Genomic DNA, 14,158 nt, shown 5'->3' with positions numbered 1-14,158 from the left:
CACCCACCATCCAGGCCTCCGCCACCCACACCATCAAGTGCCACGCACCCATCTCCGAGCTGGTCAGCCGCCTAGCCCCAGCAGCAGTCTAGGAAGGAACCCCTTGAAAATCCGCACGGAATTCCCTCATAACGTCACCGTCATGGAGAACGTCCTGATTCCGCTCAGCGACGGCACCCGGCTCGCAGCCACCGTCTGGCTCCCCGACGACGCCACCGGAAACCCGGTACCCGCGCTGTTGGAGTACCTGCCATACCGGCGCGGGGACTGGACCGCGCCACGCGATGCCCAACGCCACCCCTGGTACGCTGGCCACGGCTATGCTTCCGTCCGTGTTGACATCCGCGGTTGCGGAGACTCCGAGGGCGTCATGCTCGATGAATACCACACTCAGGAGCAGGCCGACGGAGTGGAGGTTATCGAATGGCTGGCAGCACAGCCCTGGTGCACAGGCAAGGTCGGGATGTTCGGCATCTCCTGGGGGGGCTTCAATGGCCTCCAGATCGCCGCCGAACAGCCCGAAGCGCTCAAGGCCATCGTCACCGTCTGCTCTACCGACGACCGCTATGCCGATGACGTCCACTATTACGGCGGGACCATGCTCGGCATCGACATGCTCTCCTGGGCCGGAACCATGCTTGCATTCCAGTGCCGGCCGCCAGCACCCTGGCGGGTCGGCAGCCAATGGGAGACCATGTGGAAAGAGCGGCTGGAGGGTCTGCAGCCATTTGCTGAAATCTGGATGGACCACCAGGAGCGTGATGATTACTGGCGTCACGGGTCGGTCTGCGAGGATTACTCCAAGATCAAGGCTGCCGTCATGGCTGTCGGCGGCTGGGCAGATCCCTACCGCAGCGCCGTGCTGCGTCTGCTTAACGGGCTGGACGCGCCGGCCCAGGGACTGATCGGACCATGGTCCCACCAATACCCTGACATCGCACGCACCCCCGGTCCGAACATTGGATTTCTGCAGGAAACACTGCGCTGGTGGGACTACTGGCTCAAGGGCATCGAAACCGGCATCATGGACGAGCCCGTGCTTCGCGCACTCCACCAAGATTCTGTACGCCCTGCCACAAATTATCCGGTCCGCACCGGAACCTGGATCGGCCTTGATGCCTGGCCATCAGCCCAGGTGGACACCGCCTCCTTCAATTTGGCCACCGCCCTGCGCAGCAACGCGACGGATGCAAACCAGCTCGCCGTCGTAGTAACCCCCCAGCACACCGGCATCGATGCCGCACGGTGGTTCCCTTACGGCAACCTTTCCGACTTGCCGCCGGACCAGCGGGCCGAAGACGGACGCTCCGTGGTGTTCGAGACTTCCGAGCTGACCGGGAACCTGGACATTTTCGGTTTCGCCAGGCTCCGGCTCCGCGTGAGCAGCACTACGCCGCGCGCCAACGTCTTCGCCCGGCTATGTGACGTGGCACCGGACGGTTCCAGCACGCTGATCACCCGCGGTGCCATCAACCTCTCCAAACGCAACGGAATGGACCGGGCCGAGGACGTTGTTCCAGGAGAGTTCGTGGATGCCGAAATCGAATTCAGGGCGATCTCCTGGCAGCTACCCCCCGGACACAAGTTGCGCCTGGCGCTGTCGAATACGTACTGGCCCTGGATCTGGCCGCACGGAGAGCAGGGGGCTCTGACAATCGACGCCGCAGGCTCCGAACTGAGCCTCGACGTACTGGATCCGGCCGTCATCGCCGCAGCCGGCGTTACCTTCGAGGAAGCCGAACAGTCCGCGCCCCTGGAAATACAACCCGGACCGCTACAGGAACCCCGTCCCGAACGCGAAGTCCGCTACGAGCCCGCGACCGGTTCCTGGACCCTGACCGTCGACCCGAACTTTGGAGGCAACCGCATCTACCCTGATGGGCTGCACTACGGGGAAGAAGCCCTGGAGACCTACCGGATCCGCGAAGACGATCCGCAGTCGGCATCTGCCGTATCGCAATGGAAAATAAGCATGGAACGCGATGATTGGGCCGTACGAATTGAAACAAGCGCCACCATAACCGCCACGGCAGAGCATTATGTCCTGCACCATGCAGTGACCACGTACAAGGATGAGGAGGTCTTCTTCGAGAAAACATTCGACAAGAAGATCGTCCGGACATCCGCCTAGCACCGAAACGAGCACGATCTTATGGCAATCAGCACGCAAGAGCCAACCGATCGGCCGCGGGCCAAGAGCTTCGGCGAGCGTCAGCGCCATCCCACCGAGGTTCGCCGTCAGCTAGTGATCGATGCCGCACGTGACCTGATTGCCGACAAGGGCCTGTTCAATGTGGTCATCCGGGACATTTCCCAGACCTGCGGAGTGTCCCCCGGCACGATCACCTACCACTTCAAGGGCCTCGAAGAAGTCTTGATGGAAGTGGTCAAGGCTGAGACAGCCGATTTCTATGTGCCTCTTCAGGAAGCCGCCCACGGCACAGAGGACCCTGGCAAAGGATTGGTGTTCTTCCTCGAAGGGCTATTCGGATCCGACCAGAACACGCGACGGCATTGGCTCATCTGGCTCGACTTCTGGGCCGCGGCTGCCCGAGATGACAGGTATGGCCAATGGATGAACGACCACTATGCTGCCTGGCGCAAGGCGCTGCAGGAGATCGCCGAACGGGGAGTCGACGAAGGCGTCTTCCGCTGTGAAGACCCTGCACGCTTTGCAGTCGAAACCACAGCCATGGCTGATGGCTTGGCCGTCCAATGCTATTCGCGCCAGACAACCATCCCCGTGGACCGCGCACGGGAACTGCTGATTGCCTTCGTGAAGCGGGAGCTTCACATCAACTGAATTTCACGCTAACCCGCCAGGTCCTCACGCAGGGAACGATCTGCTCAAGGACCGGCGGATGTAAGGACCCGCGCACGGCAGGAGCATGTGCTGCAACACAACGTCTGTTACGGCGAATTCCAACGACCCCACAAACCAGCCCACAAAGACGACGGGCGCCAAGAACGAAATGCGACAACCCAGATAAAGCTTCGCCTCACGAGACATGAAGGGATTCAGGTAGCGGTCTGACCCTAAACCGCCCAAAGCGAATGCACCTGACCTAAATGACCCTGCAGTAAAAGAACTCAGATTCTTACAGCCGCTGGCCGGAATCCGTAGAAAGAAGTGCCACAACATGAAAAACAATCCTCTCGACCTCTTCGCCTTCGACGTCCAGGCCCCAGCCCACCTGACGTCCGGTTCCTGGCGGAACGGAGGCGACCAGGGGCACCGCTACACCGACCTGGAGTACTGGACTGGCGTTGCCCGAATGCTGGAAGACGCCAGCTTCGACGGAATCTTCTTTGCCGACACCGTCGGCTACCACGATGTCTACGAGGATTCTGCAGATGCTGCCCTGCGCGATGCCGCACAGTTCCCGATCAACGACCCGCTCCTGCTGATCAGCGGCATGGCCGCAGTAACCAAACACCTGACCTTCGGTGTGACATGCTCCCTAACCTATGAGGAGCCTTACCTCCTGGCCCGCAGGTTCAGCACTCTGGACCACCTGACCGGAGGCCGCATCGGGTGGAACATCGTAACCTCCTACTCCGAATCGGCGGCCCGCAACCTTGGCAGGGTCGAACAACTCAGCCACGACGAGCGTTACGACAAAGCCGAGGAGTACATGGAAGTCGTCTACAAGCTCTGGGAGTCCTCCTTTGAGGAGGACGCCGTCGTCCGGGACGCCGAATCCGCCGAGTACATCGACCCAGCCAAGGTGCACCCGATCAACCACACCGGCAAATACTTCACCGTCCCCGGCTTCCACCTGTGCGAGCCCTCACCGCAGCGGACCCCGGTACTGTTCCAAGCCGGCGCGTCACCTAAGGGAATGTCCTTTGGCGGCCGACACGCTGAAGCCGTCTTCATCAACACCACCTCAGTCGCACAAGCCAAGCGCAGCGTGACGAAGATTCGACAGGCCGCCGTCGAGGCTGGGCGCGACGCGGACAGTGTGAAGGTCATTGCCCTGATCACCGTGGTCGTCGCGGCCACCGATGAGGAAGCCCAGACCAAATACGAGCAGTACCGCCAGAATGCAACCGTAGAGGGTTGCCTGGCGCGCTTCGGCGGCTGGACTGGTATTGACCTGTCCGCATACGACCTGGACACGCCGCTGAAATCCATCAAGACCCGCGGCATCCAATCAATTGTCGACATGTTCTCCAAAGCTGACCCCGACCGGGATTGGACACCTCGTCAGATCGCCGAATTCCTGGCCATAGGCGGGACCGGATCCACGATCGTCGGATCGCCGCTGACAGTCGCCGCGGAGCTGCGACGCTGGCGCGACGAAGGCGACATTGATGGCATCAACCTCAGCTACACCACCAAACCAGGCGGCTGGGAAGAGTTCATCGATCTGGCACTGCCCGAGCTGCGCGCCCAGGGGATCGTGTCCCCGGCACGCAGCGAGAACCAGGAACCGGTCACCCTACGCGAGAAACTCTATCCCGGCCACAAGCACACCCTAGGCGCCCACCCCGCCACCACATACCGCCCACAACGGCTCACCCCCGCTCCCCAGTAAATTCGCCCCCATTCCACGACTCAAGAACATCAACGGAGATACCCTTGACTGAACAAACAGACGTGGTCGTCATCGGCGCCGGAATCGCCGGCCTGATCACCGCCCGCGAACTCGCCCAGCGCGGCCACCAGGTCGTCGTCCTGGAAGCCCGGGACCGCATCGGCGGCCGCACCTGGACCGATCACCGTCTCGGACGGAACCTGGAAATCGGCGGCACCTGGCTGCACTGGACGCAACCGCACTCCTGGGCAGAAATCACCCGCTACGGACTCGACGTGACCCGCGGGCCACGTTCTCAGGAGACCTTCTGGCTCGCCGGCGATCAAGTGCGCCGCGGCACCCTGGAAGACTTCATGAACCTGATCGGCCCCGGGATGACCCGGGTGCTTGAAGACACAATGAAGTGGTTGCCCCGGCCAGACGCCCCGCTCACGGTCGAAGACCTAGCGGACGTCGACCAGTACAACCTGCAGGAAATGCTGGACAAGCTGGACCTGCCCGAAGACGAGCGCAACGCCAACGAAGCAGCATGGGTTGGCCACTTCAACGCCCCCCTGGATCAGTGCGCCTACGTCAACGCACTGCGCTGGACCGCTGCGTCGGCCGGCCACTGGCACCTGATGCACGAAGCGTCGGCGATCTTCCGCCTGACGGAAGGAACGGACGCACTCGTGAAGGCCATCGCCGCCGATTCCGTTGCCGAAATCCGCACCGCGGTCCCCGTTACCGCAGTCCACCATGACGCCGAGGGCGCCACCGTCACCTACGGCGATGGTCAGCAGATACGTGCCAGGAAGGTAGTTGTCACGCTCCCGCAGAACCTGCTGCACCAGCTGGACGTGGAGCCCGCGCTGTCATCCGGAAAAGTTGCGGCCAGCCTGGAAAGGACCGCATCCCAAGGCGTCAAGGTCTGGATCCGGGTAAAGGGTCCGATCAAGCCCTTCTTCGCCTACTCATCCCAGCACAAGCCCCTGTCGGTGATTCGCACTGAGTTCATAGGCGAGGACGATGCCGTCCTCGTGGGGTTCGGTGCCGACGCGACCAAAATTGACGTGACCAACCAGGAGCAGGTCACCGAGGCAATCAAGGTCTGGCGTGACGACCTTGAAGTGCTCGAGGTCACCGGTCACGACTGGATGGCCGACCCCTACTCAGAGGAGACCTGGCTGATCCAGCGTCCCGGGCAGCTGACCAAATACCTGAAGGAACAGCAGCGCAGCGAAGGTGCTCTTCACCTCGCCAGCAGCGACTACGCAAACATCTGGGCCGGCTTCATCGACGGCGCCATCGAAAGCGGTCTCCGCGCCAGCCGGAACGTCCACGCAGAGCTCCAGGTGCAGTCATGAGCGCAACGGCACTATCCAACCGCACGATCATCAACGCGGACCACTACCGTGCCGTCATGCGGCATCTGCCCACGGGAGTGGCAGCGATCTGCTCCACCGACCCGTTAACCGGGACCCAAAACGGCATGATCGTCGGCACTTTCGCGGCACTGTCAATGGATCCAGCCATGGTGACCTTCAGCGTCACGCACACATCCACAAGCTGGCCAAAGATCGCCGAGGCAGACAGATTCGGCATAAGCCTTCTCTCCGAGGACCAGCAGCAGGTCTGCCGTGCTCTGTCATCGAAGGGCAAGGACAAGCTCAGCGATGTTAACTGGTCCGAATCCGAGTGGGGCACCCCGCTCATCCACGGTTCACTGGCCTGGTTCGACTGCCGGACAGAGCAGCAGATCGTTGCCGGGGACCACCTGATCGTCGTCGCCAGCGTGCTGGAAATGACACCCGGCGAGGGAACTCCCCTCATCTTCCACGGCGGCCGCTTTGGAAGCTTCCGCGAGAACAGCGCCAACCCGCCCTCCTAACCAGAGGACATTCCCGTCCTATCCCCCGTCCAGCAACACAGCGAGGCCAGGACGGACCCCTGCCCTTATTGAAGTGATTGAAGGAACACTCATATGAACACCACCCCCTCCACGGACACCACTCCCGCCGCCGGTATCACTCCCGCCCACTACCGCCAGATTCTTGGCAAGCTGCCTACCGGAGTCGTGGCCATCACCGGCACCAACGACGATGACGAAAAACTAGGACTAATCGTCGGAACCTTCCAGTCGCTCTCCCTGGAGCCGCCGCTGGTCATGTTCTGCGTCGACAAGTCGTCCTCCACCTGGCCCAAACTTCGCAAGCTCCAGAACTTTACAGCCAACATCCTCGCCGATGACCAAATCAGCATCTGCCGCTCCCTGTCCCGCAAGGGCCCTGAAAAGTTCGAAGGCCTGCCCTGCACCACCGGCCCCCTCGGAACCCCGCACCTTAACGGCGCTACCGCCTACATCGACTGCGTCGTCACAGCCGAAGTAGTCGTCGGAGACCACTACATGGTGGTCGGAGCCGTGACGAATATGGAAGAGGGAACGGGCGACGCCCTGCTGTTCAGGGGTGGAAAATTCGGCCAATTCCGGCCCATCGAAATCCCCGTACCGCACCACGCAAGGAGCGCATCATGAGCACAAAGCGGGAAACAATCCTCAATGCCTGGAACCAGGCCTGGGGCGAGGGGGACTTGTCCTCGTTCGAGCAGCTGCTCGCACCAGGCTACGTCCGCAGGTCCAAGTCAGGAAGCGAAGACTACGCCAGCCTCCAGAAGACCATCAAGGCCACCCACGCCGCCTTCCCTGATTTTGCCACTGAAATTCACCACATCATTGAAGACCAAGAAACAGCCGCGATCTACTGGCAGAGCACGGGCACCCACCAGGGAACGTTCATGGATGTCCCGGCTACAGGCCGGGCCATCACCGTCACTGGGGCGTCCTTCCTTCGCTTCGATGAAGGAAAAATCGCCGAGGAATGGGTCGTTTGGGATCCCAGAGAACTTCTTTCCGCACTCGGCATCTGGCACCTGGGCCCCGAACTGAAGCGGACGCACAGCCAAACGACCTTACTCGCCGGGGGACCCCGCGCCGCCGAGCGGCGCACGGAATCAGAGCCAGGAGGGCAAAAATGAGCACAACACTCTGTGCGCACCAGCAGCAGCCAGGCCCTCCGCTCGATCCTGTCCACGACTGGGGCGAGCTCCGCCGCACCGATGCGGTGGAAGTCCGGCGTCACGACCTGGCCACCTCCGGCCAAGTCGACGTCTGTTCCCCGGACGGCAGCGTCCTCTGGATCCTCCAGGACCACGGGCTGGGACGCATCATGATCCACGAGTCCGACGGATTCGCCGTCTACCGGCATCCCTGCTGACAGCCTCTTGGGGCAACTGATCCGGATCACAACAATGCGCAGTTCACCGACCGAGTAACGATCCTGTCGAAGCCTTGCCTGACCGCTGACATGCCCGCCCAATCACCACTATCAATCGCCAGGAGACAAAAGATGGCACTCACCGGACATTCTCTGATCGGCGGACAAATAGTCCCCGGTGAAAGCGGGACAACATGGGGCATCGACCCTGCCACCAATGCACAGTTGGAGCCCGGGTACAGCCTGCTCACCGAGGAGCAGCTGAAAACTGCCACCGCGGCGGCTGCCGACGCCTTTGAGTCCTTCAGCAACCTGGAGCCGGGGCAGCATGCACTACTTCTGGAGACCATCGCCGCCAATATCGAAACCATCGGTGACGAACTGATCCTCCGGGCAGGAGCGGAGACGGGATTGCCCGCCGCCCGCCTGCAAGGCGAACGGACCCGCACCACTCTTCAGCTCCGCCTTTTCGCCTCTGTGGTGCGCCGGGGCGATTTCCGGGGCGTGCGGATAGACTCGGCGCTGCCCGACCGCGCCCCCCTGCCGCGCGCCGACATTAGGCAGCGGCAGATTCCGCTCGGCCCGGTGGCGGTCTTCGGCGCGAGTAACTTCCCGTTGGCGTTCTCAACAGCCGGAGGCGACACCGCGTCCGCCTTGGCCGCCGGCTGCCCCGTTGTCTTCAAGGCGCACAACGCCCACCCCGGCACCAGCGAACTCACAGGACAGGCCATCGTGAAGGCCGTCCGCGACCTAGGCCTGCATCCTGGAGTATTTTCACTTGTCTACGGCCCTGGCAACAGCATCGGCAAGGCTCTCGTGGCCGACCCGGCCATCAAGGCCGTTGGCTTCACAGGTTCACGGGCCGGCGGTACCGCGCTGACGCGCATCGCAGCGGCCCGGCAGGAACCCATACCTGTATACGCCGAAATGTCCTCAATCAACCCCGTCATTGTTCTTCCGGGCGTCCTCAATGACGACATCGAGACCCTGGCAGACCAGTACGTCGCGGCCCTAACGGGCAGCTCAGGGCAAATGTGCACAGTCCCGCGACTGCTTTTCGTCCCGGATGGCGCAGCGGGCGACCAACTCACCTGCGCCATCGGAAAAGCAGTAGCCGCCTGCGCCGGCCAAACAATGCTCACCGAGGGAATCGCAGCGGCGTGGCAGACCGGTGTCGAGAGCCTCGGCGCGCTCACCGATGTCAGTCTGATCGGCCGTGGCATCGCGGGCACCACGGCCAACGCTCCGGCGCCGGCCGTCTTCGGTGCCGCCCTCGATGTCTTTACCGGCAACCGTCGCCTTCACGAGGAAATCTTTGGCGCAGCCGGCCTGCTGGTCAGATACAAAGACATTTCTGGGCTGATCGAAGCCATGAACGAGATGGACGGGCAGCTGACGGCCTCTGTCCACCTGACCGACGAGGATTACAGCGCTGCAGCTGCGCTGCTCCCGGCGCTGGAGCGCAAAGTCGGCAGGATCATCATCAACGGATGGCCCACCGGCGTGGAAGTCGGCCACGCGATGGTCCACGGCGGCCCCTTCCCCGCCACTTCCGATTCACGGACCACCTCCGTGGGAACCATGGCAATCAACCGGTTCCTGCGGCCCGTCGCCTACCAGAACTTCCCACAGCGGCTCATTCCGGAACCCCTGCGGGACGCCAATTCCTGGAAACTGAACCGCTTGATTGACGGAATACCGGAACATCCGCCCAGTGAATGAAAACACCGCTGCAATCCTTGGCCCGGGATCGACCGGCGGCTGGTTGTTGTATTCACTCAGCCGCAGCAGACGAACCCGCTTCCGCCGGAGCTGGTGTTATGCGGCAGCCCGCGGCCGCTCAGTGTCAGGGGGGCGGCTCTTGGGGCGTTGGAGCTTCCGGCTGACCGACGCAGGACAGCTCGAAACGCGACCGGAGCTTCGGACAGCCCTGGCAGTTCCGGGTGCCGCCAACGATGCTGATCTGGTCACCACGCAACTCATCCGACAACGTGGGCGCCGGCATGGGCGTCCCGGTTCTGCGCTTTTTGCCGATGCGGGCCTGTTGACGAACCCGAGCCGGCTTCTCCGACCCAAACTCCTTTTGCTACAACGAGACGAAGGAAGAACATGGACCATGGTGTTGCTCCATGTGGAATTGACGGTGGCCGAAGCGGACGGCATACTGGCTTGCCGCTATCGACCACTTTGTTCCGGACCTGGGGCAGCAGCTTCTGCCGAAACGCGGCAAAGTCACCTCCGTTGGGCAAACCGTGTGGATCTCCGCCACGGCTGAGTTGAAGGCGAAATGCCGGGCCCGCAGCGTGCGCGTGCACCCTCCTTGGACTCCTTGGCCGGGTCCTGATCTGTGGAAATGCCGTTGAGTCATGGAACAGGAGTGTGGCTTGCCAGCCTACTTGGCCAGCGCAGTAGGTAGTTGGCCAAGAGAATTGCGCCTATCTCGGGGTCGCGGACGGTGTCCTGTTGTCAGCGGAGTTGGCCAAAAACCGCCGTGGGGTTCGTTCATCAGGACTGGGGGGAGGAACTCAATGTCGCGGAGGCTGAGCGCTGTTATCAGGGCGGCGAAGACGCCATCGATGATCCGATAGCTTTCCGGGGCTGATCCGATCCATTCCAGGCGTGGCCGCAGGTGAGTGTAGAGCCCGTCGTTGCTCGGGGCGTGGGTGAACAAGCATGTCCTTGTGGCCGTTGGTGATCGGCCAGTAGAGCTCGAGGTACTCAACCGCAAAGGTGAGGATCCGTACGACGGCGGGATACAGGTCGAGTCTAGGCTGCCGTGGAGACCACCGCTAACGTGGTGGTGGTCTCGGCCGCTGGGGTAGAGCCCGTGCTGGCCAGCTTCTTGGCAAGAATGGCCAACTATCGTGTCAATTGGCCAATTACCTTGGCAATCGACAAGGAGTTATTGTCCGTTGTCAGTGAAGTTGTCAGTCGCGACGTGGGAACTGACAGGTTGGATGAGAGAAATCTGGCGGATTCTTTCTCATTCAAGTTGTCAGTTCCGTAACTCTTTGACGAGCTCGCGGGGCGGCTGAAAGGCCATAAGTGTGTTTCGTCAACTTTAAGTAGGCCATTTCAGCGCTAAGAATCAGGCCACCTCGGCACGGTTCCAGGCCATTTCAGCTGTTTGGCTATTTCATCAGGGCATTTTTGACTCTGTAGGACTCTCCGCGGAACTGCAGGAGCCGTCCGTGGTGCACCAGCCGGTCGATGACGGCCGCGGCCATGTTGTCGTCCCCGAACACGGTTCCCCACCGGGAGAACTCGAGGTTGGTGGTGATGATGAGGCTGCGTTTCTCGTAGCCGTCCGCGATGACTTGGAACAGGAGCCTGGCTCCTTCGGTGTCGATCGGCAAATAACCCAGTTCATCAATTGCGATCAGCTGGTTTTTGGCCAGGGATGCGAGCTCCTTATCCAGCCGGTCCTCGTCCTTGGCTCTGCGCAGCATCATGACCAGCGAGGAGGTGGTGAAGAACCTGGCTTGGATGCCCTGCCGGCAGGCGGCCGCGACCAGGGCGGTGGCCATGTGGGTTTTGCCGGTGCCCACGTCCCCGTAGAGGACAAGGTCCTGGGCCCGGGTGATGAAATCCAGGGACTCGAGGGGTTCGCGGCCGTAGTCCTCGGGGAACCTGACACTGGTGTAGTCGAATCCGGTGAGTGTTTTCATGGCTGGCAGCCTCGCGGATTTCAGCAGCCGCTGACGGCGTGATTCCTGCCGGGATTCGTGCTCCGCGATCAGTACCTCGTGAAGGTATTCGCGCTGTTTGGGGGTGCCCTTCTCGGCCCATTCGGTCAACACGCTCCCGGTCAGCGAGGTATGTTTGCCCGCTTCGATGATGTCCTGGACGGTGATCGGGTTCATGCGACTTCTCCGGTGCTCGTGTTCAGGGTGGTGAAGGTGTCATAGACGCTTAGGTCCACGTTGGCGGCGGCCGGTTCGGTGCCGTGGGCCAACCGGCGGGCGAGCATCCCCAGCGCTGCCATGTCCGGGTTATCCCCGCGCTGGATCAGCGTGTCGGCGGCGGCCATCGCGGCGTCGAAGCCGGCGGACCCGGACGCGGCATCCACGGCGTTGAGCAGGCGGCGACGGTCAGTGGGCGCCGCGGCATCGAGCCAGTCGCGGACCGGATCGCTGACCAAGGCCCGCAACGGGGAATGGCCCCATGCGCCGGGCTTGGTCACGAGCAGCGGGACCAGGGATGCGGGGTCGAAGATCGTTGTCGCCTGCCGGCCGAACACTCGGTCAAAGGACCGGATCGGCTCGGAGTGCTCATCAAGGATCTGGACCACGTCGTGGCGCAGCCCGACGGTAAGCATTCGCCCATGGAAGGATGGCCCGGCGGCGTAGGTGTTCCCGTCAATGAGCAGGTTCCCGGTCTTGTCGGCCTTGCGCGATTCGTAGCGCACCGGGTCGAACCCGACCCCGGGCAACGCCAGGGATGAGGCAACGTCGTGGGTGAACAGTTCGCCCAACGGCAGGCCCTTGCGGTAATGCGTGGTGGTGGCCAGCGCGTCGCACCGGGCCATGAGCACCTCGTTCAGGGCATGCAGGCTGGAGGCCGCGGGTTCGGGAACCATGAGGTTACGTCGCAGGAACCCGACCGCGTTTTCCACGTTCCCTTTTTCATGCCCGGAGTACGGGTTGCAGTAGCGGGATTAGGAGCGGTAATGCAGTTTGAACGCCCCGAACAGTTTCGTCTCCACGACCTTGGCGCCCACCCGGCGCCCGATGCCGGTGGCGTTGTCAAAGACCAGGTGCCTCGGTGCGGCCCCGATGTGCTCGAACACCTTCCGTAGTCCGTGGCAGACGCATTCGGCGGTTTCGCCGCGGTATGCCTGGACGAAGCGCATGTTCGAGAACGGGAACGTCACCACCAGGATGTGCAGGATCTGCCGGATCCCGGCGATGATGGCCTCTGCCTGACCGAAGTCGACCTGAGCGGTCCCGGCCGGCCACACCAGCTCGGTGAAGCCCTCCCCGGCGATCCTGTTGCGGGCCGTCCATTTCTTCACGAACCGCTGCACCGGGGAATACGTGCCGGTGAAACCGTGCTCCTCCACGAGCCGGTCAAAGACGCGTTTGGCCGTATGCCGTTGCTTGCGGTTTCGGCGCTGGTCCTCGGTGAGCCACGCTTCGATGATGTGCTCGAACCCGGTGAGCACCGAAGCCCCGCGCCGGGCCAGCGGCACCGGCGGTTCAGGGGAGTAGTTCTCCTGATCGGCGTACTTGGTCACCGAGGACCGGCTAACGCCGAGCCTCCGGGCGATCTCCCGACCCGGGACTCCCTGGGAGTCCAGCCTTCTGATATTTTCTTGTACGGACATGGGTACCGTCATCTGCTTTCCAGCCCTTCCGGCGCATACGCTTCGCAATGGCAGCGCCGTAAGGAACCTATCTGGGGGTGGCGGGCCCATGTCCCTGACACTCTGGGAAGGGCGCCGGCCGCCGGGTGATCTCTATCCAGGCAAGCCCCCGAAACCATGATTTCGGGAAAAACTGGCCTGATTCTTACCGCTCTTTTGGCCTGAAACGAGCCACCAACTTGGCTCAAATTCCTGGCTGAAACGGCCTACAGATAGTCGATCACACACACCATAAGCCTGCCATTCGATGCCGTGACGGGACGCTGACAACTTAAATGAGAATTATCCAGAATCCGTACACTGACACGCTGAATGCGAAAACTGACATCTGGAATGAGAACGGACAGTTATCGCAGCTACTTCTACTCCCCCCGCCATCTTTTTATGCCGATAATGGAGATTACGTCAAGCGGCCAAGAGGGGTCCCCGATCGGGCTTTTTGCCACTCTCTGTGTCCAGTCTCAATTTAGTTGGCCAGTTTCGCAACTTACCTGGCCATCTACGGGTTTCTGGGTTTTGTCTCAGTTAATGTGGCCACCACGGCTGCTGCTGCCGCGCTGAGGTCGCTGCCTTCGAACATGACGGACGAGGCCCGTGTGTTGGCGCGCCTGGACGGGCGGATGGTGAATACGTCGCTTTCTGGGGCTCTGACATCGCTGGGGCTTGAGCCAGCGCTTCCGGTGCGGGCGTTCTTCTCGCGGCAGGGCAAGCGGAACTACGAGGGGCAGGTGGTGGTCCAGCAGGGTGCGGCACCCCCTGACGGACAAGGCCGCTGGCACCGCATACGGCATGGCCAACTATATTGAGACGGTTCCTATCAGGCCTGTCAGGCTCCAGCCGGACAGGATCCGGGTGTCGAGGACGAAGAGACCGTGCGGATGTTCGGGATGGATGTCCCCGTTCGGCAACGAAATACAGAAAGAAGATCCTTCCACCAACGTGACCGCCCCGGAACCTAACGGACCGGCCGCCGTGTCAGCATTCCATCCAGCCATCCC

At 62.1% G+C, this 14,158-nt stretch carries 11 protein-coding genes and 2 pseudogenes; 10 read left to right on the top strand and 3 right to left on the bottom strand.

All coding sequences use genetic code 11. From position 1 onward, the window contains the following. The first annotated feature begins 103 nt into the window (after positions 1 to 103). The 9 genes from NG696_RS12205 (at position 104) to NG696_RS12165 (ending at position 9,517) form a co-directional block, all read left to right on the top strand. Complete coding sequence (locus NG696_RS12205; RefSeq protein ID WP_252575555.1) at positions 104 to 2,131, top strand: CocE/NonD family hydrolase; 2,028 nt, start codon at positions 104 to 106, stop codon at positions 2,129 to 2,131. A gap of 21 nt (positions 2,132 to 2,152) precedes the next feature. Then, entirely contained in the window at positions 2,153 to 2,803 is a 651-nt protein-coding gene (locus tag NG696_RS12200) for a TetR/AcrR family transcriptional regulator (RefSeq protein WP_252575553.1), read from the top strand. 337 nt (positions 2,804 to 3,140) lie between these two features. Continuing rightward, positions 3,141 to 4,541, top strand: a complete 1,401-nt coding sequence (locus tag NG696_RS12195) for an LLM class flavin-dependent oxidoreductase (RefSeq protein WP_252575552.1) — start codon at positions 3,141 to 3,143, stop codon at positions 4,539 to 4,541. Between the two features lie 44 nt (positions 4,542 to 4,585). Further along, positions 4,586 to 5,887: a flavin monoamine oxidase family protein gene (locus NG696_RS12190; RefSeq protein WP_252575550.1), complete on the top strand. Its 1,302-nt coding sequence runs from the start codon at positions 4,586 to 4,588 to the stop codon at positions 5,885 to 5,887. Then, positions 5,884 to 6,411, top strand: a complete 528-nt coding sequence (locus NG696_RS12185) for a flavin reductase family protein (protein ID WP_252575549.1) — start codon at positions 5,884 to 5,886, stop codon at positions 6,409 to 6,411. The genes NG696_RS12190 and NG696_RS12185 overlap by 4 nt, the downstream gene beginning before the upstream one ends. A gap of 93 nt (positions 6,412 to 6,504) precedes the next feature. After that, the gene (locus NG696_RS12180) at positions 6,505 to 7,056 is read left to right on the top strand and encodes a flavin reductase family protein (protein ID WP_252575548.1); all 552 of its coding nucleotides are present in this window, start codon (positions 6,505 to 6,507) and stop codon (positions 7,054 to 7,056) included. Beyond that, positions 7,053 to 7,556: an ester cyclase gene (locus NG696_RS12175; protein ID WP_252575547.1), complete on the top strand. Its 504-nt coding sequence runs from the start codon at positions 7,053 to 7,055 to the stop codon at positions 7,554 to 7,556. Before NG696_RS12180 ends, NG696_RS12175 begins: the two co-directional genes overlap by 4 nt. Further along, positions 7,553 to 7,795 (top strand): hypothetical protein, encoded by a 243-nt coding sequence (locus tag NG696_RS12170; RefSeq protein WP_252575545.1) that lies wholly within the window; start codon positions 7,553 to 7,555, stop codon positions 7,793 to 7,795. The genes NG696_RS12175 and NG696_RS12170 overlap by 4 nt, the downstream gene beginning before the upstream one ends. 132 nt (positions 7,796 to 7,927) lie before the next feature. Continuing rightward, positions 7,928 to 9,517, top strand: a complete 1,590-nt coding sequence (locus NG696_RS12165; RefSeq protein ID WP_252575543.1) for an aldehyde dehydrogenase (NADP(+)) — start codon at positions 7,928 to 7,930, stop codon at positions 9,515 to 9,517. 1,409 nt (positions 9,518 to 10,926) lie between these two features. On the opposite strand, the gene istB is transcribed toward NG696_RS12165, so the two are convergent. Both istB and istA read right to left on the bottom strand, forming a co-directional pair. Continuing rightward, positions 10,927 to 11,658: an IS21-like element helper ATPase IstB gene (gene istB / locus NG696_RS12160; protein ID WP_252575541.1), complete on the bottom strand. Its 732-nt coding sequence runs from the start codon at positions 11,656 to 11,658 to the stop codon at positions 10,927 to 10,929. Then, positions 11,655 to 13,121, bottom strand: a pseudogene (istA, locus tag NG696_RS12155) (IS21 family transposase). The gene istB and the pseudogene istA overlap by 4 nt, the downstream one beginning before the upstream one ends. A gap of 509 nt (positions 13,122 to 13,630) precedes the next feature. On the opposite strand from istA, the gene NG696_RS12150 reads away from it, so the two are divergent. Further along, the gene (locus NG696_RS12150) at positions 13,631 to 13,966 is read left to right on the top strand and encodes a hypothetical protein (RefSeq protein WP_252575540.1); all 336 of its coding nucleotides are present in this window, start codon (positions 13,631 to 13,633) and stop codon (positions 13,964 to 13,966) included. Between the two features lie 18 nt (positions 13,967 to 13,984). Here NG696_RS12150 and NG696_RS12145 read toward each other — a convergent pair. Next, positions 13,985 to 14,155, bottom strand: a pseudogene (locus tag NG696_RS12145) (glycogen debranching N-terminal domain-containing protein); the annotation flags it as partial. Positions 14,156 to 14,158 lie beyond the last annotated feature (3 nt).

Source organism: Pseudarthrobacter cellobiosi (genome assembly GCF_023913755.1).
Classification (GTDB): domain Bacteria; phylum Actinomycetota; class Actinomycetes; order Actinomycetales; family Micrococcaceae; genus Arthrobacter; species Arthrobacter cellobiosi.
This window is presented reverse-complemented; position numbering and strand designations above follow the sequence as displayed.